This window comes from Imperialibacter sp., from assembly GCF_040222815.1.
Lineage (GTDB): Bacteria > Bacteroidota > Bacteroidia > Cytophagales > Cyclobacteriaceae > Imperialibacter.
The window spans coordinates 301,012-322,008 of the sequence record NZ_JAVKCH010000022.1 but is presented as its reverse complement, the minus strand read 5'-3'; the positions used below and the strand labels follow the sequence as shown (position 1 = coordinate 322,008).

Here is a 20,997-nt window from a genome sequence, read left to right as displayed (position 1 = left end):
AAATTCTTTACTTCAACCATTTACTCAGTTGGGCTAAACCAGGGCTGTTTATTTCTACCAAATGATCCAATAAGGCTTCAAATTTGGGAATGCTGTGGTGAATGACATCATGCAGTTGCTTCGGCTTATCAGGAAGTTTAAAATCCGAAAGTTTCACACCGCTGCTTTTACACAAGTAGACAATCCAGCTTTCAAGCTTATCGTTCAGGACAATAGCTTTGTTCTGAAGGGAGTCAGCATACAGCTTTAAACCATTCGATTCTTCTACAAAACGTAGGTTCTTTTCATATGTTGATCTTGGGCTGCCCAAGTCTTCATCGACCACAGCAAGTCCACCATTCATTTGACTCAACTTTTTAAATACCCTGGATCTGCCGGCATGGTGAATGATACATTTTCTGGTAAAACCAAGTTTCTTCACCAATGCTTCATCGGGATAACACTCCACGTGGACGTTTTTCATTTTTGGACAATCTTATCGAAATTAAAAAACACGTCCGACTCGAAATCCAACACCTTTGAAAGCTGTTTTTCGTCCAAAACAGTAACAACCGTCTTAAAGTCTTTCATTTGGACAAGGCATACGTTCAAATCAGCAGACTTCGACTTCTCAATAAGGCTTAATAATAGGTAAGGGTTGTGAGTAGTAATAAAAAACTGGTTAGACTCGTCCAACGCAATGCTTTCACCTAGAAATTTAGTATAAAAGGGGAAGGTATTACTCTCAGGCTCGTCAAGTAGTAGCGTCGAGTTTTCATTGCTTTTAATAGCCATACTATAAAACACGATCCTCTGCAGAGTTTCAGAAATTGAAAAGTAGGGATAGCTGTATATTTCTCCCTCCACAAACTTGCTTATGGTCAAATCATTCTCCGTTGGTTTCAATGTAAGGGTTAAATCTTTCGACTTAAAAAAGTCAGATACCCATTTTTTAAGATTTGAATTGGAAAGAAGCAAACCTGGCAAATTATCCCCAAAAGGAACAGATAAATGTGGCATATAACCTGGCGCAAAGGCTTGTAGCCGCTTGAATTCGTAAAATTTGACTTTGGTGTTGTGAATGTCCCCAGAGCCGACAACTTCCCCATCATGCGCTATGCGAATCGGATTGGCTGCTTTTTGTTGATCCCCCATTATGAAATGGAACTGGTTCTCTGGTATCTTGTTCTCACGAATAGCATAAAAAAGCAACGCATTATCATTATCTGTATTTACTTCGATGGGTGTGTTAATATCGAAGTCATAGAAAAGGTCTCCAATAGTTTTATATCGGAATATATCCTTACTCAAGTATCTACCAAATGAGCTTTGGCTTTTTAAAGAAAGTGCTTCTAAAATGTTACTCTTCCCGCTGTTTGGCTCCCCAATGAATACATTGAGCTTCTTACAAGGAATCTCAAGGCTCTTAATAGATTTGAAATTCTTTATAGCTAATTGCTTTATCATAAATCAAAAATAGAATTTATTATGAAAATGGAATTGGTTATAAGCGCTTCTTTCCCCAACACGGCTTCAATGACTAGCTTATCCCAACTCAAACTACCCTTAACTTAGATATGGCCCAAAAGTGCTTCAATAAAATTTGTTTGCGCACACAATTACATTTTGACAAATAATAAGAGTTTCAACTCTCGCTTTTTTTTCTCAAATTGAGGCTGTACATCATATTACTCACTTACTCAATCATACGACGCTAAACTGACTCTTATCATGGAAAAACTAGAACGCAGATCTACCCTGAAAAAGCTTTTTGCCGGTATAGCTGGCTTTGCAGGTTTTGGAGCCGTTTCATCGGTCAACGCCGCACCAGCCACGCTCGAAAAGAAGGCTAACAATATCACTACCTTTCAGGACATGCCGTTATTTTCAGGCTCCACTCAAATGGGCAACCTGGTGTTTATCGCCGGAAAAGGGGCTCATTTCGAAGGCGACATCAAATCACACACCGATCATGTGCTAAAGGAATTGGAAAAAGAACTCATCAAAGCCGGATCCTCCATGGAAAAGGTATTGAAGGTGAGCGTGTTCCTTGCGGACTTGAACGACTACAAAGCCATGAACGAAGTCTACAAAGGCAGGTTCGGTGCCAAACCACCGGTAAGAACAACTGTGGCCACCTATGGCGGCGTACCTGGTGATTCGTTGGTAGAAATTGACTGTATCGCTTACGTTTAAATACCATTAAGGACCCTGCTTTCTAAGGAGAAAGCAGGGTCTATTTCCCCTTTTCACACCCTTAACTCACTACAATGAGACGCTTTTTATTCATTACCTGCCTTTCACTCTTTGTGGGCACAGCTGTAGCACAACCCTACCAAATTGTCATTAAAGGCGGCCATGTCATCGACCCAAAAAACAACATCAATGAACTGATGGATGTTGCCATCCACGACGGAAAGATTGCCAGGGTAGCCAAAACCATCGACGCTACCGGAGCCAGACAGGTAGTGGACGCCAAAGGCATGTATGTAACTCCCGGCCTGATCGACATGCATGGCCATGTGTTCTTCGGCACACAGCCTGATCATTACCTGAGCGACGGGTTGACGGCCATTATGCCGGACGGATTCACGTTTCGGGTGGGTGTTACGACCATTGTAGATGCTGGGGGAGCCGGCTGGAAGTCGTTCCCGACATTTAAAGAAAACATCATCGACAACTCTCAAACCAGGGTTCTTTCGTTTCTAAACATCGTTGGCGAAGGGATGAGAGGTGGCGTATATGAGCAAAACCTAAACGACATGGATGCCCGCATGGCTGCTGCTGTCGCAAGGTCGAACAAGGAACATATAGTAGGCTTCAAAGTGGCTCACTTTAATGGCCCGGAATGGACACCGGTAGATAATGCCGTGGAAGCCGGCAACCTGGCAAAAATGCCTGTGATAGTTGATTTTGGTGGGAACAACCCTCCCCTTTCTATTGAGGAGCTCTTCATGAAACACTTGAGACCTGGTGACATTTTTACCCACACTTTTGGAGAACTCGACACTCGGCAGCCTATTGTCGATCCGGCCACCAAGCAGTTAAAGCCGTTTGTGTGGGATGCCCAAAAGCGGGGAATTGTCTTTGATGTGGGCTACGGCGGCATCAGCTTTTCCTATTCCCAGGCCATTCCGGCTATCAAAGCAGGTTTCTATCCTACCACCATTAGCACCGACATCCATGCAGGCAGCTTCAACAACGCCATGAAAGATCAGCTCAGTGTGATGTCGAAATTCCTACAGATGGGAATGGATTTGGAACTGGTCGTCAACGCCTCCACCTGGAAGCCTGCGCAGGTTATCCAGCGAACGGAGCTCGGACACCTTACCGAGGGGGCGATTGCCGACGTGGCTATTCTGAATATGCGCAAGGGCAACTTTGGCTTCTTCGACTATAGGGGGCATAAAGAAACGGGCACACAAAAGTTTGAATGCGAAATGACGATCAAGGGAGGAAGAATCGTCTACGACTTAAATGGTATCGCTAATCCTGTAGTGCTGCCGAGGTAATATGAAGGGAGAGCGGGTGTGTCTTCACACCCGCCCGACATCATTTCTGAATAGAGTCCGGTGTCTGACGGCTCTTGCTCAGGGGCAATTTGCCGTGCCGACACCTACAAACAAAGCCTCAACCCGCTGCTGCCTTCTCAAGGCCCTCACGGACTCGGTCTGCAACAATTCTTTCCTGTCCGGGACGCATCATCCAGGTGGTAATGCTGACGGAGTTTTCGCCACCACCCGCAACCTCTATCGACGGGTGACCGCTTCTAAGCACGTCTTTAAGACCATTGCCTGATATCTTTACCTTTTTGGTATCCCATGAAAGATCCAGGGTAGGGATATGATTGGCAATGGGAGGCACGTGAATTTTGATGGTGAGTCCATCAATACCCTTTACGGCGTCAGCAATCAGGTTGATCTGGCCTTCCCACAACCTCCATTCTTTTTCATGGTCTCCATTTACAAAGGCCTCCAATGCTGCCCACATACCGAGCACCTCTTCCTTATTCACTTTCATTCCCCTGCCGACAGTATTTCCTCTTGGCGGAGCGCTCAACCGGGCTGCCGCTATCAGTTCTTTTTTACCGAGTAGCAAACCTGCGCTCTGGGGGCCTCTCAGTCCTTTGCCTCCTGAAAAACAAACCAGGTCATAGCCCATTTGGGTGAACTTCCACAGATTCTCCACCGGTGGCACATCAGCCGCACAGTCGTTCATGCAGGGGATGTTATTCTCCTTGCTCGTCTTCAGCCATTCTTCTGCATTGATCTGTCCATTAGGCTCATAGGCATTGATAAAAAGCAGCAGAGCAGTGTTTTTATTGATCGCCTTTTTCAGCTCTTCTTTTGTTTCTACTTCTATCACTTTCACTCCGCAATTGCGCACAGCGTGGGCATAACCTATATTATGAGATTTCTGAATGATCACTTCCGTTTTCATCCCTGTTCCTTCCAGGTGAGGAACCTGCTCCGCTTTTTTAGGATCCATGCCGGTGAGCACGCCTGCCATCCCGAATGTCATTGCTGAAAAGGCTCCGGAAGTGACCGTGGCCGCCTCACATTTAAGCAACTTTGCAATTCTCTCGCCTACTTTATCCTGCAACTCGTCGAGCATTACATAGTGTTCCGAGGCGTAGTTGTAAGCGTCTTTCATTTCATCTCTTAGCAAAGAGCCAGTCATTGCTGTATAAGTACCCGCCGCATTAATGAAGGTACGCACACCCAACTCGGCAAAGTAGTCACGGTAAGGGGCGGCAGGGGCGGCAGCAATGGCTGCAAGAGGCGCTCCACCACCTATGATCCCTCCTACAATAGGTAGGGCTGAAAGGCGTTTAATGAGTTTTCTTCTACTTAGCATAGGTTTGTCATTTAAATAGGTCTTAACTAAAAATAGATAGCTCCGGCACTACTACTACACTGCGGCCTGAAGCACTTCTTTGATCCGTCTGGCAACAACTGGCACCTGGTCGGGCAGCAAAGTAACCACCGTGATGCGAAGGGCATCGTCTCCGGCAGACGTCTCAATCCTGGGCTCACCAGCTCGCAGCTCTTCTACCACGTCCTTTGGCTTAATCTTTACCTTGCTCTGATCCCACTTCACCAGCAGACCAGGGAATACATTGGCCCGGCCTTTTGGCATGTGCATCTGTCCTTTCACGCCGGGCACGGTTTCTACTGTTTTGGTGATATCGGCTACACGTCCCTCCCACTCCTTCCATTCTTTTTCATGATCCTTTTCAAGATAGCGTTTCAAAGCGGCGTACATACCAAAGATTTCTTCCTTGTTAACTTTCATCGAACGACCGATAGGGCTCTCATGTGGTGAGAAGTTCAGCTTGGCTGCCTCAATCAAGTCTTTGCGGCCAAATAGCAGTCCCGCACTTTGTGGCCCACGGATCATTTTGCCTCCCGAAAAAGTGACAAGGTCAAATCCCATCTTTTGGTACTTGAAAAGGTTCTCAACCGGCGGCACATCTGCGGCTGCGTCGATAAAAGAAGGGATACTATGTTTCTTCGAAATGGCCACAAACTCCTCATGAGTGATACTGTCTTCAATGCCATACCAATCGACGGCGCCGTTGAAGAAAAGTGTCATCACCGAGCGCTCGTTAAAGGCAGCCTCCATTTCCTTTGCATTCTCCACCTCTATCAGCTTCACCCCCGCAGTGCGCACCGCCTGATCAAACACATAGCGATGCTTTTTCTGAATAATCACTTCGGGCTTGGGGCCAGGCAGGTTGGGGATTTGTTTGATTTTATCCATATCCATCCCGGTAATAGCAGCAGCAGTGCCAATAGTAAGCGCACATGCTGCACCCGAGGTGACCATGGCTGCTTCACATTGCAGCATCTCTGCAATGCGTTCTCCTACTTTATCTGTCAGCTCGTGCATGTTCGCAAAATCACGGGCAGTGGCGTTAATGGCAGCCACCACCTCTGGCTCCATCAAAGAACCGGACAGAAAGGTCATCGTGCCACGGGCATTGATCAGGGGGCGTATTCCCAGCTCTTTGAATAAATTTTGAGCGGCTGTTGGCGCAGCCGGTGAAGCAGCAGCGGATTGGATAGAAATACCGCTTCCCACAATGCCTCCTATAAAAGGGAGGCCGGCCAAGCGTTTAACAAGTTTTCTTCTGCTTAACATGATCTGATTGTTATAATGAACGTCTTATTTTCTCTACATCTTCTACCGACACCTCGCTGGCAGTATTTCCAAAGCTTTGTCGGATATAGGTAAGCACCCCGGCCACCTCATCATCACTCAAAAAGCTGTGTTGTGGCATCACATTATTGTATTCTTCTCCATTCACAGTAATGCTGCCCTCCATGCCGTTGAGCACAATGCTGATCAGAAGGTTCTTATCACCGGTCACCCATTGGGCCCCAGCCAAGGGCGGAAACCGGCCCGAAGCACCCTTGCCATTATTCTGATGGCAAGAGCCGCAGTAGGTCAGGTAGGTTTTCTGGCCTGCCACCTTAATTCCTTTTTCCAAATTGTCCTCTATGATATCTGGCGTTCTGATATTCGATGCAGTCTTTCGCTCCTCCATTTTGGCCAGTTGCTCAGCGCCAAACCCGCCTTTGTCCCCCTTGTACATCACCCTCCAGATTTTCCCTTTTTCAGTGTCAGAGAAATAGAGTGAGCCATCCGGCCCCATAGCTATGCCCATAGGTCTGTAGTGCGCATCGCTCACATTGACGACAGGATCAACGCCAGCAAAGCCATCGGCAAACACTTCCCAGTCGCCGGAGGGCTGACCGTTTTTAAAAGGCACAAAGCCAATGAAGTAGCCCGCCTGCGGATAGGGTGCTCTATTGGTAGATCCGTGAAAGGCAATAAATGCCCCGTTCTTGTAATGTTCGGGAAATTGATCGCCAGTGTAGAAAAACAGATCGTTGGGCGCCCAGTGACCTGGAAAGCCCATCAAAGGCATTTCAAAGTCAGCACAGCGACCAATGCTATCGCCATCGCCACCATATTCGGGGCCCAGGACTTTTTTAGCCTTGATTTGATCGTAGTAGCAATAAGGCCAACCGGCATTCGTGCCTTCTGTTACCCGCAAAAACTCCTCAGCTGGCAGCATGGCGCTTTCCCATGGACTGTATTTCTGCGCCCAAAGTCGGAGCAAATCGTCCCTGCCATGCATCACCACGTAAAGATTATTATCTTCAGTATTCCAGTCCATGGCTACAACGCTTCGGATACCTGTAGCGAACATACTGCCATCTTTCTGTGTTTGGTTTTTCTTGTTGGCATCGAACTTCCAGATGCCCCCATGATCCTCCAATTGCGGGCACGGATCCATCCCTGGCATATTGGGCGTCCGTTTTACAGGCATGCAGGCATTCGAAGGCGTGCCAAATGGGACATACATATTTCCCTTATCATCAAATGAGACCACTTTGGCGATGTGCTCATGGCTGCCATGCTCGTGATCGTCGATTAAAATCGTTTCAAGCTCAGTATCCGGAACGAGTTTACCGGGCACCAACTTCTGGCGGTACACTGCGAGCTGAGCGCCATAGTACAAATAGCCATTGTAGATTCTCATGGCAGCCCCGTAGCTGCCGTCGTTTTTGTAGTCTCCAAACACTTGAAGTTCATCGGCTTTTCCGTCACCATCCACATCCCGCAGGGCCATATTGCCTCCTTCCTCTTGCGGAAAGCGAAGTTTTACATAGATGTCGCCATTGTCGTTCACGGCCATGTGGCGGGTTCTGCCCTTGAGGCTGTCGACCACTACCAGCGCCTCAAAGCCACCGGGAAGAAAAAGGCCGCCATTGTCAGGATCGCCGGGAGGTAACTGCGGGCGACTGTCGCACGACATCGAGGCAACAAACGTAACAGCCAAGGCCGATCGGCTGATAAAAGTGATTAATGGATGAAACCATCGAGGTTGAGGCAGCAAGCACAATTTCGCCATACTAGTTCAGGTAGAGTGTTTGTTCAATATAGGAAAAAACATTCTAAATTGATGTTGTGTGCGGGCACAATTATTCAAAAGGCAATAAGGGGGTTCAGTGAAAGGCTTCACCATTGTGCGAGCAGCACAAGGTAAAGGTTACCAGCCTCCACAAATGTCAATGTCTCGGCTTGATATCAGATTGCAGGAAAACACAAAAATTACTTGTAAACAAAGGACTAAGCCGACCAACTTCTTCGTACGCTCCTCTCTCCATTGTCATTGGTCTGGTGACGAAACTCTGTAGCTATTTTGATTATTCTCCGGCCAACAAGCACTTTCTCCAAAAACATAGCTATAATCGACTTCATTTATAGCTATGTTCAGGGTAAAAGATAGCTATCTTTTTGATTAGCTTAATTTTTCCAGAAATAGCGCCATCTTATCCTTCTTGCTATTCGATCAGGTTGACACAAAAAAAGCCTCCAGTGTCAACTGAAGGCTCTGAATTTTCTTCGTGATCCCATCAGGATTCGAACCTGAGACCTACTGCTTAGAAGGCAGTTGCTCTATCCAGCTGAGCTATGGGACCTCAATCAATGCGGAGAGACCGGGATTCGAACCCGGGGTACCGGTTACCCAGTACGACAGTTTAGCAAACTGTTGGTTTCAGCCACTCACCCATCTCTCCATAGGTCTGTTCTGAAAAAGAGTTGCAAAGATAACGGACATTTTCTGACGGAAGCAAACCTCAGCGCTAAAAAAATGATAATCTTTTTCCCTTGTTAAAAAATGTGAATTGCTAGCCTGCCAGCGTTCATTTTATATATTTGTCCCCACTTCCGGTGTTATAAAAGCTGTGGCCTTGCCCAAATAGTGTTGTATGAGTTGGTATCAGTCGTTTGGATTACTTGAATTAACGTTTTGCCTCGTTTTTGGCATCCTCTACCTGGCTTACCTGGCCCGGGTGCTTTACGTCGCCAAGGCAGTGGGAAGCTCCTCCAAAATAGTACTAAGCAAAGTCATCCTCCGGTCAAGCTACTTTCTGCTCTTCATCGTCGCTCTCATGGGGCCGTCCTTTGGCGACAGCAAGAAAGAGATCAAATCGGTAGGTAAAGACATCTTCTTCTGCGTTGACCTCTCGGTGTCCATGGACGCCTTTGACGTGCAACCCACGAGGCTTCAGAAAATAAAATTCGAGCTAAAAAACATCACCGATGCCTTCAACTCCGACCGAATGGGCATCATCATGTTTTCGAACGAAGCCTTCATGCAGTGCCCTCTCACTTACGACCAGTCGGCACTCAACATCTTCATCGAAACGCTCAACACCAGCCTTGTGCCCAACACCGGCACCGACTTTGGCCCTCCCCTTCGGATGGCACTTACCAAGCTGAACGACGACGAGTCGCCGCTTACCCAGCAGAAATCGAAGATCATTATCCTGATCAGCGACGGGGAAGACTTTGGAGAAGAAACTGACCAGATTGCTCAAGAAATAGAGCAAACAGGTATCAAACTATTCACTTTGGGCGTTGGTACCGACAAGGGCAGCAAAATACTAAGCCGAAGAGGCTTTAAAAAAGACAATCAGGGAAACGACGTAGTGACCAGGCTTAACAGCAATTCATTAAAAGACGTCGCCACAAAAACCGGCGGCAAGTACTTTGAGATCAATGAAACTAAAAACGATGTTTCGAGATTAATAAATACAATCAATGAGATAGAAGGTGAAATGAGAGATGCCCGTCAGGTCGACGTTACGGCCAACAGGTACTATTATTTCCTGGCCATTGGGCTGGCCCTTTTCGCTCTTGATTACCTCATTTCAGTGAAAACCATGAAAATATGAAGGCATTAGCAGGCATTTTATTGGTGATAGTGGCCATCATTCCGGGAGTGAATGACATCGCCACTGTTAACAAACTGAAGAAAGACGCCGAGAAAGCCTATCTGGCAGGGGACTACGCAACGGCCACTCAGGCCTATACCATGCTTACCGATTCGTTGGGCGTGTTGGAAGATAAGCTATTTCTTAATCTCGGGCACTCCCTTTTTCAGCAGGGCGACTCAGCCCAGGCGTTCAGCCAGTACCAGCGCCTCATCAACACAAAGGAGAAAGACCTGAAGTCGCTGGCCTATAACCAAATGGGCATCATCAGCAACAAGCCAGGTGATAGAAACACTGCACTGAGCTTCTTTAAAGAAGCGCTAAAGGCTGACCCTACCAATGAAGAGGCCAGGTACAACTACCAGCTGGTGAAACGCCAGATAGCCGAAGACAACGAAAAAAACCAGGACGACCAGCAGCAGGACAAGGAGAAGAACGAAGAAAAAGAAGACGAAAAAAAGGACCAGCAGAACCAGCAAGACAAAGATCAGAACAACGATCAAAAGAACGACGAGCAGAAAAAGCAGGACCAGGAAAAGAAAGATCAGGAGAGCGAGAACAAAGAGCAGAAAGACCAGGAGCAACAAAGCGAAGAGCAAAAGAAAGAACAAGAAAAGAAGGATCAGGAGCAAAAGAAAAAAGAGCAACAAGACGCAGAGCAGCAGGACAAAGAGAACAAAGACGGTGAAAAGCAGCCTCCTCAGATCAATCCTGATAAGCTGAAGGAGATGAACATCTCAGAAGAAAAGGCCAAGATGATTCTCGAAGCGATGAGAAACAGTGAGATTCAGTATATTCAGCAAAACAAGCGGAAAGGCGTTAAAAAGCCTGAAAGCGGAAAGCCAGACTGGTAAAGTCGGGGCTGTAGCCGACCGCCAAATTCGATACCATTAGTAGAAAGTCCATCAATACAACCCATTTTCATTAACCCGAAAATTATATCATTATGCAGGAAGTAGTTATTGTTTCAGCAGTAAGAACGCCCATTGGAAGTTTTGGAGGCGCTTTGGCTGGCTTGTCTGGCACTCAGCTCGGCTCTATCGCCATTAAAGGCGCACTGGAGAAGGCAGGTGTTGGTGTGAAAGAGGTCGATGAGGTATTTATGGGCAATGTTATTTCCGCCAACCTGGGACAGGCGCCCGCCCGTCAAGCGTCGCTGGGTGCTGGCATTGGGCAAAATGTGCCCTGCACCACCATCAACAAAGTGTGTTCTTCAGGCATGAAGGCAGTGATGATAGGTGCGCAGTCTATTATGACCGGGCAGAACCAAGTAGTTGTGGCAGGCGGCATGGAAAGCATGACAAACGTGCCCTACTATATCCCAAAAGCACGCTATGGCTACAAATATGGCCACGGCCAGCTCATTGATGGCCTCATGCATGATGGGCTTTGGGAGATTTATAATGGTTTCCCCATGGGTAACTGTGCTGAAAACACTGCCAAGGAAATGAAGATAAGCCGGGAGGAACAGGACGCCTACGCCATCAACAGCTACAAGCGAGTGGCAGCCGCTACTGAAGCCGGGTATTTCAAAGACGAGATTGTTCCTGTCGAAATTCCACAACGAAAAGGAGATCCAATTCTGATGAGTGAGGACGAGGAGTTCAAAAATGTGAACTTCGACAAGATACCTGGCCTGCGGCCTGTGTTTGAAAAAGACGGCACGGTAACCGCCGCCAACGCATCCACCATCAATGACGGTGCCTCTGCGCTGATCATCATGAGTGCAGCAAAAGCAAAAGAGCTGGGACTCATCCCCATCGCAAAAATCAGAGGCTTTGGCGATGCAGCGCAAGACCCCATATGGTTCACCACTTCTCCATCGCTTGCCATCCCTAAAGCGATGAAAATGGCTGGCGTTAGTAAAAAAGATGTCGATTTCTACGAAATTAATGAGGCCTTCGCAGCAGTAGCGATTGCCAACAACCGAAAGTTGGAGCTGGACCCTGCCAAGGTAAATGTATTTGGAGGTGCTGTTGCCCTGGGACATCCGCTTGGCTGTTCGGGCGCACGCATTATCACCACTCTTAACAGTGTGCTACATCAGGAAGGTGGCACCATTGGCGTGGCAGGTATTTGCAACGGTGGTGGTGGCGCTTCTGCCATTGTCATTGAAAAAGTTTAGCCAGAGAAAAATGAAAGTGGCGCCGTAACGTTATCAAGCGGCGCTCATTTTAAATCCGTTTGATGCATGATGAAAAACTGCCTTCTATTTACCATGCTTCTCCTTCCTTTGGTGGTGGCCAGCCAAACCAAAATCACCACCTATCACGACCGGATCAAAGGCCTTAAAAACGAAGAATACTTTGTGCTGAATGCCGACAGCAGCCAAATAGATGGCAAGTATGTTAAATACAACCCGGAGGGCGTGGTCATCATCGAAGGCGATTACGTAAAAGGGAAGCGAAACGGCACGTTTTTTAACTACTACGATAATGGCAAGCTGCAAAGAGAAACCATCTACACCGACGGCTTAAGGCAGGGAGAAACAAAAGTATATCACCCAAACGGCAACCTTCTTCAGATAGCAGTTTTCAAAAACGACACGCTTTCAGGGCAAGTCATTTCATATTACGACGACGAGGTCGTCAAGTCCTCCACTGAATTCAAAAGCGGAAAGCCAGACGGTGAAGTAGTAAATTACTACCCCAGCGGAGTAAAGAAAGAGGTTATCCACTATCAAAACGGGCTGCAGGATGGTGCCACCGAAACCTTCTACGAAAACGGGACCAAGGAAACGGAGGCCTACTATAAAAAGGGGAAGCTGGATGGGCATTTCAAAACATACTATCCCTCAGGTACGCTAAAAACTGAAGCCTACAATGAGGCTGGATTGCAGAACGGCACGTACAAAACCTACTATGCGAATGAGCAGTTGGAGTATGCCGGCACCTACGTTCAGGGAAAATTAAGTGGCGCTGCAAACGCTTTTTTTGAAGATGGAACACCTTCCCAGAAGCTGGTGTACAAAGAAGGATTCCGGGTGGGGAAAAACTACACTTACCATCCCAATGGCGCTGTGAGAACGGCAACTGACTACTCCAACAACGAGAAAGACCGCACCATTGAAGAGTTTAATACCTCAGGTCAGCTTCTCGCCACCAAAACCTACAAAGAGGACGTGCGCTCAGGGCAGTGGACAATTTACAACACCGCTGATGGCTCATTCATCAGCGAGAATTACGTCGACGACAAACTTGATGGAAAACGGACAACCTATAGTTCGAAAGCAGTTGTTACTGAAGAAGCCAGCTTCAAGAATGGCAAACAGCATGGGTTGGCAGTGGGCTACCACCCCAATAAAAAAATTGCTTACGAAACTTACTACGAATACGACAGGAAACACGGTTCCCACAAAGCCTTTGATAAGTCAGGCGACCTTATTGAAGAGGGAAATTATGTGAGAAACCTAAAAAATGGCACATGGAAATATTACGACCGTAAAGGGAGGCTGGAAAAGACCATTACATATAAACTGGGCAAGGTAATCAAGGAGCAATAGCCCACCATCTCCTCTCTGTTACATTTCAAAAAAGAAAATTTTTTAATACGCCACCCATCCATAAATTTGTCACCCTTATGGAAGCCCTCAAGGAAACCCAATTTCAATTCCCCGGCGTCACTGGCAAATACAAAGGCAAAGTGCGGGACGTGTACTACCTCGACCAATTGATGATAGTGGTGGCCAGCGATCGCATTTCAGCGTTCGACGTCATCCTTCCAAGAGCCATTCCGTTCAAAGGCCAAATCCTGAACCAGATTGCGGCCAAGTTTCTGGCACTGACCAAAGACGTGGTTCCCAACTGGGTAACCACCGTACCTGATCCCAATGTCACGATTGGTGTGAAGTGCGAACCCTTTAAAGTAGAGATGGTTATCAGGGGCTATTTGGCCGGACATGCCTGGAGAGAATACAAATCAGGGAAGCGGCAGGTTTGCGGAGTGCCTCTTCCCGACGGGCTAAAAGAAAATGACAAGCTTCCCTCCCCCATCATCACCCCCACTACCAAAGCCTCAGAGGGGCACGATATGGACATTTCCAGAGAGGAAATCATAGCAAAGGGAATAGTGTCGGCAGCTGACTACATGCAACTGGAAAAGTATACACAAGCGCTTTACAAAAAGGGCTCGGAATATGCCGCTTCGCAAGGACTTATTTTGGTGGACACCAAATACGAATTTGGAAAGCATGACGGCACGATCTACTTAATTGACGAAATACACACACCGGATTCATCCAGGTATTTTTACGCAGACACTTATGAGGCAATCCAGGCGAAGGGAGAACCTCAAAAGCAGCTCTCAAAAGAGTTTGTAAGACAGTGGCTGATTGAAAATGGATTTCAGGGCAAAGAGGGTCAAAATGTGCCGGAAATGTCAGATGAGGTAGTAAACTCGATCTCACATCGCTATATTGAGCTTTTTGAGAAAGTAACGGGCGAAAAATTTCAGAAACGTAACTATGCTGGGGTTGAATCAACCATAGAGTCAAACGTTTTAAAGAGCCTTAAAGAAATTAGTAAGTAGAAGTAAACACATACACACATGAAGTATTCGTTAGACAAGAGCGAAAAATACAGCATCTTAAAAATTACGCAGGAAAAACTGGATACCTCTACTGCCCCGGATTACAAATCCGAATTTGTAAAGCTGCAAGCAGAAGGCAGCTCCAACATGATCCTCGACCTTTCCGACGTAAAATATGTCGATTCTTCTGGTCTGAGTGCATTGCTTGTTGGCAACCGCTGCTTTTCCGAAGCTGGAGGCATCTTCGTTATGATCGGTATGAACGACCACGTGGTGAAGCTGATTAAAATATCACAGCTTGACAAGGTGTTGAATATAGTACCAACCAAGGAAGAGGCAATCGACACGGTATTTCTTCATGAAATTGAAAGCGGACTCGAGGAAGAAGAAGAATAGTCTCCATTGAGCTTTGTATTAAGAATTCTTGGGTCAAATTCCGCCGCTCCAGCGCACAACAGAAACCAAACGTCGCAAGTCCTGGTGGTCGATGACGAACATTTTCTCATCGATTGCGGAGAGGGCACTCAGCTTCAGCTAAAGAAATACAAAGTAAAGGCGACCAAAATCAATCATATTTTCATCAGCCACCTGCATGGCGACCACTACTACGGTCTCATAGGGCTGTTGTCAACCATGCATTTATATGGCAGAAAGGCCAGGCTTTTCCTCTATGGCCCTCCGGGGTTATCCGAAATTCTCAGTCTGCAATTCAAGTACTCCAACACCACGCTGAACTTTCCCATCCAATTCAAAGAATGGGTGCCAGGCACAAGTGAGGTGCTTCTGGAAAATCGGAAAATCACAGTCAGCAGTTTCCCTGTCAATCACCGAATTTCCTGTAGCGGGTTTCTTTTTCGGGAAAAGCCAAAAAACAGACGAATTGAGAAGTCCTTGCTGCCCCCTAACGTTACGCCCACTCTGATCATTAAGCTAAAAAACGGAGAAGACCTGCTGGATGAAAAGGGAAACATCAAATACAAAAATAGCGAGGTAACGCTCCCACCCCGGCCCTCTTATTCGTACGCCTACTGCGCCGACACGAAATACGACGAGTCGCTCATCCAATACATTGCCGGTGTCGATATGCTCTATCATGAGGGCACTTTTCTGGAGGACATGAGAGAGAGGGCAGAGCTAACGTTTCACTCCACGGCAGCGCAGGCAGCTACCCTGGCGCTGAAAGCAGGTGTGGGCAAGTTGATTCTTGGGCACTTTAGCACCCGGTACAAAGAGCTAAATCCTTTGCTGGAAGAAGCATTGACTGTGTTCAAAGAATCGTATCTTGGTATTGAGGGGACTGACTTTTCCCCCGCCTGACAAACAGATGGAGCCAACACTCAACAACAAACGAACCAACCTATTCATCGTTCTTAGCGGCATTTTTCTCACCAATGCCGTTGTTGCAGAGATGATTGGGGTCAAAATCTTCTCAGCAGAAGGCACTTTTGGACTGCCTCCTGCTCAAATTCATCTTTTTGGCGACTTTGTCCTCGATTTCAACCTCACGGCTGGTGCCGTCATCTGGCCTGTCGTTTTCATCACCACCGACATTATCAATGAATACTTTGGCAAACAAGGCGTGAAAAGGATCAGCTATATGACGGCCGGTTTTATCGCTTACGTTTTTCTGGTCATCTATCTGGTTACACTGCTCGACCCTGCCGCCTTCTGGCTCGACGTCAACGGCACCGACAGTGAGGGCCACCCATTCAACATCAACTATGCCTTCAAAGTCATTTTCAGGCAGGGGCTTGGCATTATCATTGGGTCACTGGTGGCGTTCCTTATCGGCCAGCTACTGGATGTCTATGTGTTTCATCAGCTTCGCAAAGTAACTGGATCAAAAATGATTTGGCTCAGGGCCACCGGTTCGACGCTGGTCAGTCAGTTCATTGACAGCTTCGTGGTGCTGGGCATTGCTTTCTACGTCCTCGCTCCTGAAGGTGGTCGCTGGAGCCTCTCCCAGCTTGCGGCAGTAGGCACCATCAACTACATCTACAAATTCAGCGTGGCCATCCTGCTCACGCCTCTGCTCTATGTGGCCCACTGCTTCATCGACCGGTACCTGGGCAAGAGAGAGGCGGAAGAGCTGATTGAGGATGCCGCAGCTAAAAGCAAAGGTTTTTTCTAATGAGAATTACAAATTTATGAAGAATGAATTTTGCTTGAAAACGATTTACTTTGATGCATCGTGCCCAACACGGCGGGTGGGAGAAAAATGGCGGCAGGATGCGTGTATTTGGCTTGTGCGTTAATTTTTCGATGATTTTTGGTTACTTTTCATCAAGGAAAAGTAACAGCCAGTCCGGCTTGAGGACAAAATGACAGAACAAATGCTGTTCTCTGAATAGAAAATGAATCTTTTCACATAAAGGAATCACTCTTTTCTAAAGGAAAAAGGGTTCGGCAACAAAGTAAAGCCTTGCAAAGGGCTAAGTTTTCCAGAGGCAATGAAAATCTATTCACTTTTATCAATCATTCCCATAGCCGCCCAGGCCTATTGCACTCCGGCTACTCAACAGCTTGAAGTCATTTCCGTCGACCGAAAAATGCCCACCAGTGAAATGGGAACCACACTCATCCACGAACACATCCTGGTCGACTTTATAGGAGCCGACAGCGTTGGCTACCATCGCTGGAACCGGGACAGCGTGATTGCCCAGGCGCTTCCTTTTCTGATGGATGCCAAAGAGAGAGGAGTCAACACCTTTATTGATTGCACTCCAGCTTATCTGGGACGGGATCCCTGGCTGCTAAAAGAGCTCAGCGAACTGTCAGGATTGACAATCATGACCAACACCGGTTACTATGGAGCGGTTGACAGCAAATACCTGCCTGAACACGCATTCACAGAAACAGCGGAACAATTGGCCACAAGATGGATCGACGAATTCCAAAACGGTATTGAGGGATCAGGTGTAAAGCCGGGTTTTATAAAAATCAGCGTCAATAGCGACGTACCACTTTCCACTATAGATCAAAAACTTGTTCGTGCGGCGGCCCTCACTCACCTCGCTACGGGAATGACCATCGCTTCCCACACAGGCCCTGCCCTGCCAGCCCTGGAAGAAATCGCCCTGCTAAAAGCCGAAGGAGTTGCTCCATCTGCGTTCATTTGGGTGCATGCCCAAAATGAAAATGATTTTTCTTATTACAACAAAGCTTATGACCTCGGTGCCTGGATCAGCCTTGACGGAGTAGTTTGGAATGTGGAAGGGCACTTAGACCGGCTCATATACTGCAAGAAAAATGGCCTTTTAAACAAAGTGTTGATTTCCCACGACGCTGGCTGGTACAGTCCGGGCGAATTGAACGGAGGCGACTTCAAGGCATTTACATCCATTTTTGATGAGCTCATTCCTCTTTTGAAGCAAAACGATTTTTCAGAAAAAGACATAGATCAACTACTTCGGATCAACCCGGCCCGGGCCTTTGCTATCAATGTAAAAGCAGCCAACTAGCCCTTTGGCCTTCGTACGTTGTCGCAAACTATGGCCGTAGCAACAGCTACGTTGAGCGACTCGGCACCACCGTGCCCCGGAATGGTAATAGGGTGGCTCACCAGTGGCAGCAAGTCAGCAGAAATGCCGTTTGACTCATTGCCCATCACAATAAGCCCTCCTTGATCGAACCTTTCGTCGTAGATGTTCTTCCCATTCAAAAGGGCACCATACACGGGCCCTTCGTATCCCTTCAACAGGGTGTTCAGCGCCGTATAAAAAACCTTCACCCTGGTTAGCGAGCCCATACACGCCTGCACCACCTTCCCTGCGAACAGGTCGGTTGTTTCCGGAGAGCAATAAACCTTGCCGATGCCATACCAGTCAGCTATCCTGATGATGGTGCCAAGGTTACCAGGATCCCTCACATCGTCCAAAACAAGGGCAATCTCCGAGGCAGCGGGTGTTTCAAACTGATATGCTGGCATTTGAACAACAACCAAGGCAGCATTGTTGGATTGTAAACCACTGGCCATTTCCAGCTCCCGCTCCGAAACTATTTCGACCGGAATAGGTGCCAGTTTTAGAATAAATTCGTTTTCTGCGTAAAAGGAAGAGGTTACATACAGTTCTATGAGCGTGAAATTTGATTGCAGAACTTCGAGCACACTTTTGCCGCCCTCTACCACAAAAAGCCCCTCCTGCTTTCTGAATTTTTTTAATTGCAGTGATTTAATGAATTTTGCCCTGTTTTTCGAAATCATTCCCGTGACGGCTTCAATCCGCAAATTAGTATTTATAACCATTATTGCCGCTGCTTTTTCAGGCACTTTATCCGGCTGTCTGGGAGTGCGATACCTTAAGGAAGATGAGAAGCTGCTTTACAAAGAATCTATAGAAAATGCCAAGGGCCTGAATATAGATGAACTCGAAGCTCAATTTCAACAAAAGCCCAATCGGCGAACGCCCATTTTTCCCTGGTCTCTATATGTGAATGTCTACTATTGGGGACAACACAGATACGATTCAGCAAAATACCAAAGTAAAAAAGAAAGCGCCATTGCCAGGTACGACTCCAAGATTTCCAAAGCAATAGACAAAAAAAAGCCAAAAAAAGCAGAGCTTCTTAAATCAAGAAAGCTCAAGAAGGTCGCTAAAATTGACAAAACTTTAAAGGAAGGCAATTTATTCATGCGGTGGGGTGAAGAGGTAGCCGTTTTTAAACCGGAGCTGAGAGAACAAACCGAAGAGCAACTTGTATCCTACCTTCAGTCGGAGGGATATTTCAATGCCGGTGTTAGCTCATCGCTGAAGGAAAAGGGGAAACTTGTTTCGGTGACATATGAACTTGACAGAAAGAAACCCTATGTTATTGATTCGATATTTTATGGCATACCCGACGATGAGATCAAGGACATTGTACTTAACTCAGAAAACAAATCACTGTTAGTCAAGGGCGACAGATATCGCCAAAAGGAGTTGGCGAATGAACGGGAAAGAGTCTATGAATCGCTTGTGAACAAGGGTTACTACAGATTCAATAAGCAACTCATTTCTTTTCAGGTGGACACAGCAAGCCTGGGCGACAAAAAGGTTCTCATTGAAATTGGAGTAAAATCACTGGTAAAGGAAAATGATCATAAAAGATTTGTCATCGACTCGGTCAACTTCATTACTGATGCCAATATCAATATCCCCGGTGAGAAGCGAAGTAACAAGATGTATCATGATGTCAACTATAGCTTTTATGAGGAGCGATACAACAAAAAAATACTTGACTGGAGGGTGTTCATCTATCCGGATAGTATGTATAGCAGGGCCAACACGTTCGAGACACAAAAGCAATTGGCTAACCTTGATATCTTCAAGTTTGTCAACATCAACTACGACACTGTAGGCACTCATTTCATCGCCAACATCTACACCAGCCCTCTTCAGAAGTTCCAAACCTCAACAGAGTTTGGTGTCAATGTAAGTCAGGGACTTCCCGGCCCGTTTCTCAACGCCAACATAAAGGACAGGAATGTATTCAAAGGGCTGGAAATACTTGAACTATCCGGCCGGTTTGGCATCGAAGGCGTCGCTTCGCCCACTAACGTCAAAGACGTCTATTCCAGCAAGGAGTATGGAGGAAATCTTGCGTTAACCTTTCCACAATTTATCACTCCGGCCTCCTGGAGCAGGCGAAGAGACCAGGGTCGACTCAACCCAAGGACACGGTGGCTGGTAGGTACAACCGTTACCGACAGGCGTGAATACAAACGAACCAACTTCAACTCGACCTGGGCATATATCTGGCAAAAGGACAATAAGCACCTCTTCAACCTGACGCTTGCCGATGTCAGCTTTATCGACTCTGAATTGAGGAACGAAGCCTTCCGGGATTTGCTGGAAGACTATGCAAGCAGAGGGAATCTACTGATCAATTCTTTCAATCCATCTTATGTTGGCAGCACAAGCTTCTCAGTGGCTGTCAACAACAACAGCTATGGCATCACTAAAGGGAACGCCAGCTTTTTCAGGGTTTTTGTCGAGACCAGCGGAAACACTCTCTGGTTTTTCAATGAGGACAATCTGATGAACGACCGGCTGGAGTACTACCAATTTTCCAAAGCTAATTTCGACTTCAGAAAGGTAACCAACCTTTCCTCGAAGCACGACCTAGCCTACCGCTTTAATGTTGGGGTGGCTGTGCCCTACGGCATAAACACAGTACTGCCTTATGAAAAGTACTTCTTTGCTGGTGGTAGCAATGGCATCAGAGCCTGGCGCCCCCGGCGGCTTGGCCCGGGTTCTTACACGCCACCACTCAACGATAATCCAGAAAAAGACGGACTTTACGACTACAGCTTTGAACAACCTGGTGAAATACTATTCGAAACAAGTGTAGAATATCGCAGGAGGCTTTTCAGCTTTGTATCGTGGGCATTTTTCATTGATGCCGGTAATGTATGGACACTCCGAGATGACGCCACCAGGCCCGGAAGCCAGTTCAAAGTTGACACATTTGCTAAAGAAATCGCAGTTGGCTCAGGTTTTGGCCTGAGGTTTGATTTTTCGTTCCTCATCCTCCGGCTCGATGCAGGAGCTAAGATGCATGATCCTGCAAGGCCTCCCGGACAAAGATGGGTGTTCGACAAACTGCTGACCAACTTCCCATTTGGCGAAAAAGAGCAGACTATTCTGAATATTGGAATCGGGTATCCGTTCTAGTTTTCTGGTTCTCCTATATTTGCCCTTGAATTGATATCGTTGAA

19 protein-coding genes and 2 tRNA genes are annotated in these 20,997 nt (G+C 46.9%); 12 read left to right on the top strand and 9 right to left on the bottom strand.

Annotated elements, in window-relative coordinates:
• Positions 1-7 precede the first annotated feature (7 nt).
• Together RIF36_RS11170 and RIF36_RS11165 are read right to left on the bottom strand one after the other, a co-directional pair.
• Positions 8-463, bottom strand: a complete 456-nt coding sequence (locus tag RIF36_RS11170) for a hypothetical protein (protein ID WP_350149348.1) — start codon at positions 461-463, stop codon at positions 8-10.
• Positions 460-1,446 (bottom strand): AAA family ATPase, encoded by a 987-nt coding sequence (locus RIF36_RS11165; RefSeq protein WP_350128567.1) that lies wholly within the window; start codon positions 1,444-1,446, stop codon positions 460-462. The genes RIF36_RS11170 and RIF36_RS11165 overlap by 4 nt, the downstream gene beginning before the upstream one ends.
• A 264-nt stretch (positions 1,447-1,710) precedes the next feature.
• On the opposite strand from RIF36_RS11165, the gene RIF36_RS11160 reads away from it, so the two are divergent.
• A complete protein-coding gene (locus RIF36_RS11160; protein WP_350093805.1) occupies positions 1,711-2,175 on the top strand; it encodes a RidA family protein in 465 nt (154 codons plus the stop codon).
• A gap of 74 nt (positions 2,176-2,249) precedes the next feature.
• The gene (locus RIF36_RS11155) at positions 2,250-3,491 is read left to right on the top strand and encodes an amidohydrolase/deacetylase family metallohydrolase (protein WP_350128570.1); all 1,242 of its coding nucleotides are present in this window, start codon (positions 2,250-2,252) and stop codon (positions 3,489-3,491) included.
• Positions 3,492-3,609: 118 nt separating this feature from the next.
• Here RIF36_RS11155 and RIF36_RS11150 read toward each other — a convergent pair whose 3' ends face one another.
• The 6 genes from RIF36_RS11150 to RIF36_RS11125 form a co-directional block, all read right to left on the bottom strand.
• Positions 3,610-4,836, bottom strand: a complete 1,227-nt coding sequence (locus RIF36_RS11150) for a selenocysteine synthase (RefSeq protein ID WP_350128573.1) — start codon at positions 4,834-4,836, stop codon at positions 3,610-3,612.
• A gap of 54 nt (positions 4,837-4,890) precedes the next feature.
• Complete coding sequence (locus RIF36_RS11145) at positions 4,891-6,123, bottom strand: aminotransferase class V-fold PLP-dependent enzyme (RefSeq protein WP_350128576.1); 1,233 nt, start codon at positions 6,121-6,123, stop codon at positions 4,891-4,893.
• A 10-nt stretch (positions 6,124-6,133) separates the two neighbouring features.
• A complete protein-coding gene (locus RIF36_RS11140) occupies positions 6,134-7,807 on the bottom strand; it encodes a PQQ-dependent sugar dehydrogenase (RefSeq protein WP_350129024.1) in 1,674 nt (557 codons plus the stop codon).
• A 314-nt stretch (positions 7,808-8,121) separates the two neighbouring features.
• Entirely contained in the window at positions 8,122-8,253 is a 132-nt protein-coding gene (locus tag RIF36_RS11135; RefSeq protein WP_350128579.1) for a hypothetical protein, read from the bottom strand.
• Positions 8,254-8,400: 147 nt separating this feature from the next.
• A tRNA-Arg gene (locus tag RIF36_RS11130) sits at positions 8,401-8,474 on the bottom strand.
• Positions 8,475-8,484: 10 nt separating this feature from the next.
• Positions 8,485-8,573: transfer RNA gene (locus RIF36_RS11125), tRNA-Ser, on the bottom strand.
• Between the two features lie 192 nt (positions 8,574-8,765).
• On the opposite strand from RIF36_RS11125, the gene RIF36_RS11120 reads away from it, so the two are divergent.
• From RIF36_RS11120 to RIF36_RS11080, 9 genes are all read left to right on the top strand, one after another.
• The gene (locus tag RIF36_RS11120) at positions 8,766-9,734 is read left to right on the top strand and encodes a vWA domain-containing protein (RefSeq protein ID WP_350128582.1); all 969 of its coding nucleotides are present in this window, start codon (positions 8,766-8,768) and stop codon (positions 9,732-9,734) included.
• Positions 9,731-10,627 carry a hypothetical protein gene (locus RIF36_RS11115; protein WP_350128585.1) on the top strand — a complete coding sequence of 299 codons (897 nt, stop codon included), beginning with the start codon at positions 9,731-9,733 and terminating at the stop codon, positions 10,625-10,627. The genes RIF36_RS11120 and RIF36_RS11115 overlap by 4 nt, the downstream gene beginning before the upstream one ends.
• 92 nt (positions 10,628-10,719) lie before the next feature.
• Positions 10,720-11,898 carry an acetyl-CoA C-acyltransferase gene (locus tag RIF36_RS11110; RefSeq protein ID WP_350128587.1) on the top strand — a complete coding sequence of 393 codons (1,179 nt, stop codon included), beginning with the start codon at positions 10,720-10,722 and terminating at the stop codon, positions 11,896-11,898.
• Positions 11,899-11,964: 66 nt separating this feature from the next.
• Positions 11,965-13,275, top strand: a complete 1,311-nt coding sequence (locus RIF36_RS11105) for a toxin-antitoxin system YwqK family antitoxin (RefSeq protein ID WP_350128590.1) — start codon at positions 11,965-11,967, stop codon at positions 13,273-13,275.
• 77 nt (positions 13,276-13,352) lie between these two features.
• Positions 13,353-14,300, top strand: coding sequence for a phosphoribosylaminoimidazolesuccinocarboxamide synthase (locus tag RIF36_RS11100; protein WP_350128593.1), 948 nt, complete (start codon positions 13,353-13,355; stop codon positions 14,298-14,300).
• An 18-nt stretch (positions 14,301-14,318) separates the two neighbouring features.
• Positions 14,319-14,696 (top strand): STAS domain-containing protein, encoded by a 378-nt coding sequence (locus tag RIF36_RS11095; RefSeq protein WP_151999824.1) that lies wholly within the window; start codon positions 14,319-14,321, stop codon positions 14,694-14,696.
• A 6-nt stretch (positions 14,697-14,702) separates the two neighbouring features.
• Positions 14,703-15,617, top strand: coding sequence for a ribonuclease Z (locus RIF36_RS11090; protein WP_350128595.1), 915 nt, complete (start codon positions 14,703-14,705; stop codon positions 15,615-15,617).
• Between the two features lie 7 nt (positions 15,618-15,624).
• Complete coding sequence (locus tag RIF36_RS11085) at positions 15,625-16,431, top strand: queuosine precursor transporter (protein ID WP_350128598.1); 807 nt, start codon at positions 15,625-15,627, stop codon at positions 16,429-16,431.
• A 319-nt stretch (positions 16,432-16,750) separates the two neighbouring features.
• Positions 16,751-17,761, top strand: a complete 1,011-nt coding sequence (locus RIF36_RS11080) for a phosphotriesterase family protein (RefSeq protein ID WP_350128601.1) — start codon at positions 16,751-16,753, stop codon at positions 17,759-17,761.
• Here the strand turns inward: RIF36_RS11080 and RIF36_RS11075 are convergent.
• The gene (locus RIF36_RS11075) at positions 17,758-18,504 is read right to left on the bottom strand and encodes a TrmH family RNA methyltransferase (RefSeq protein WP_350128604.1); all 747 of its coding nucleotides are present in this window, start codon (positions 18,502-18,504) and stop codon (positions 17,758-17,760) included. The genes RIF36_RS11080 and RIF36_RS11075 overlap by 4 nt on opposite strands.
• Here RIF36_RS11075 and tamL point away from each other — a divergent pair.
• Positions 18,476-20,953, top strand: coding sequence for a translocation and assembly module lipoprotein TamL (gene tamL, locus RIF36_RS11070; RefSeq protein ID WP_350128607.1), 2,478 nt, complete (start codon positions 18,476-18,478; stop codon positions 20,951-20,953). The two genes, RIF36_RS11075 and tamL, sit on opposite strands and share 29 nt — an antisense overlap.
• Positions 20,954-20,997: the final 44 nt, after the last annotated feature.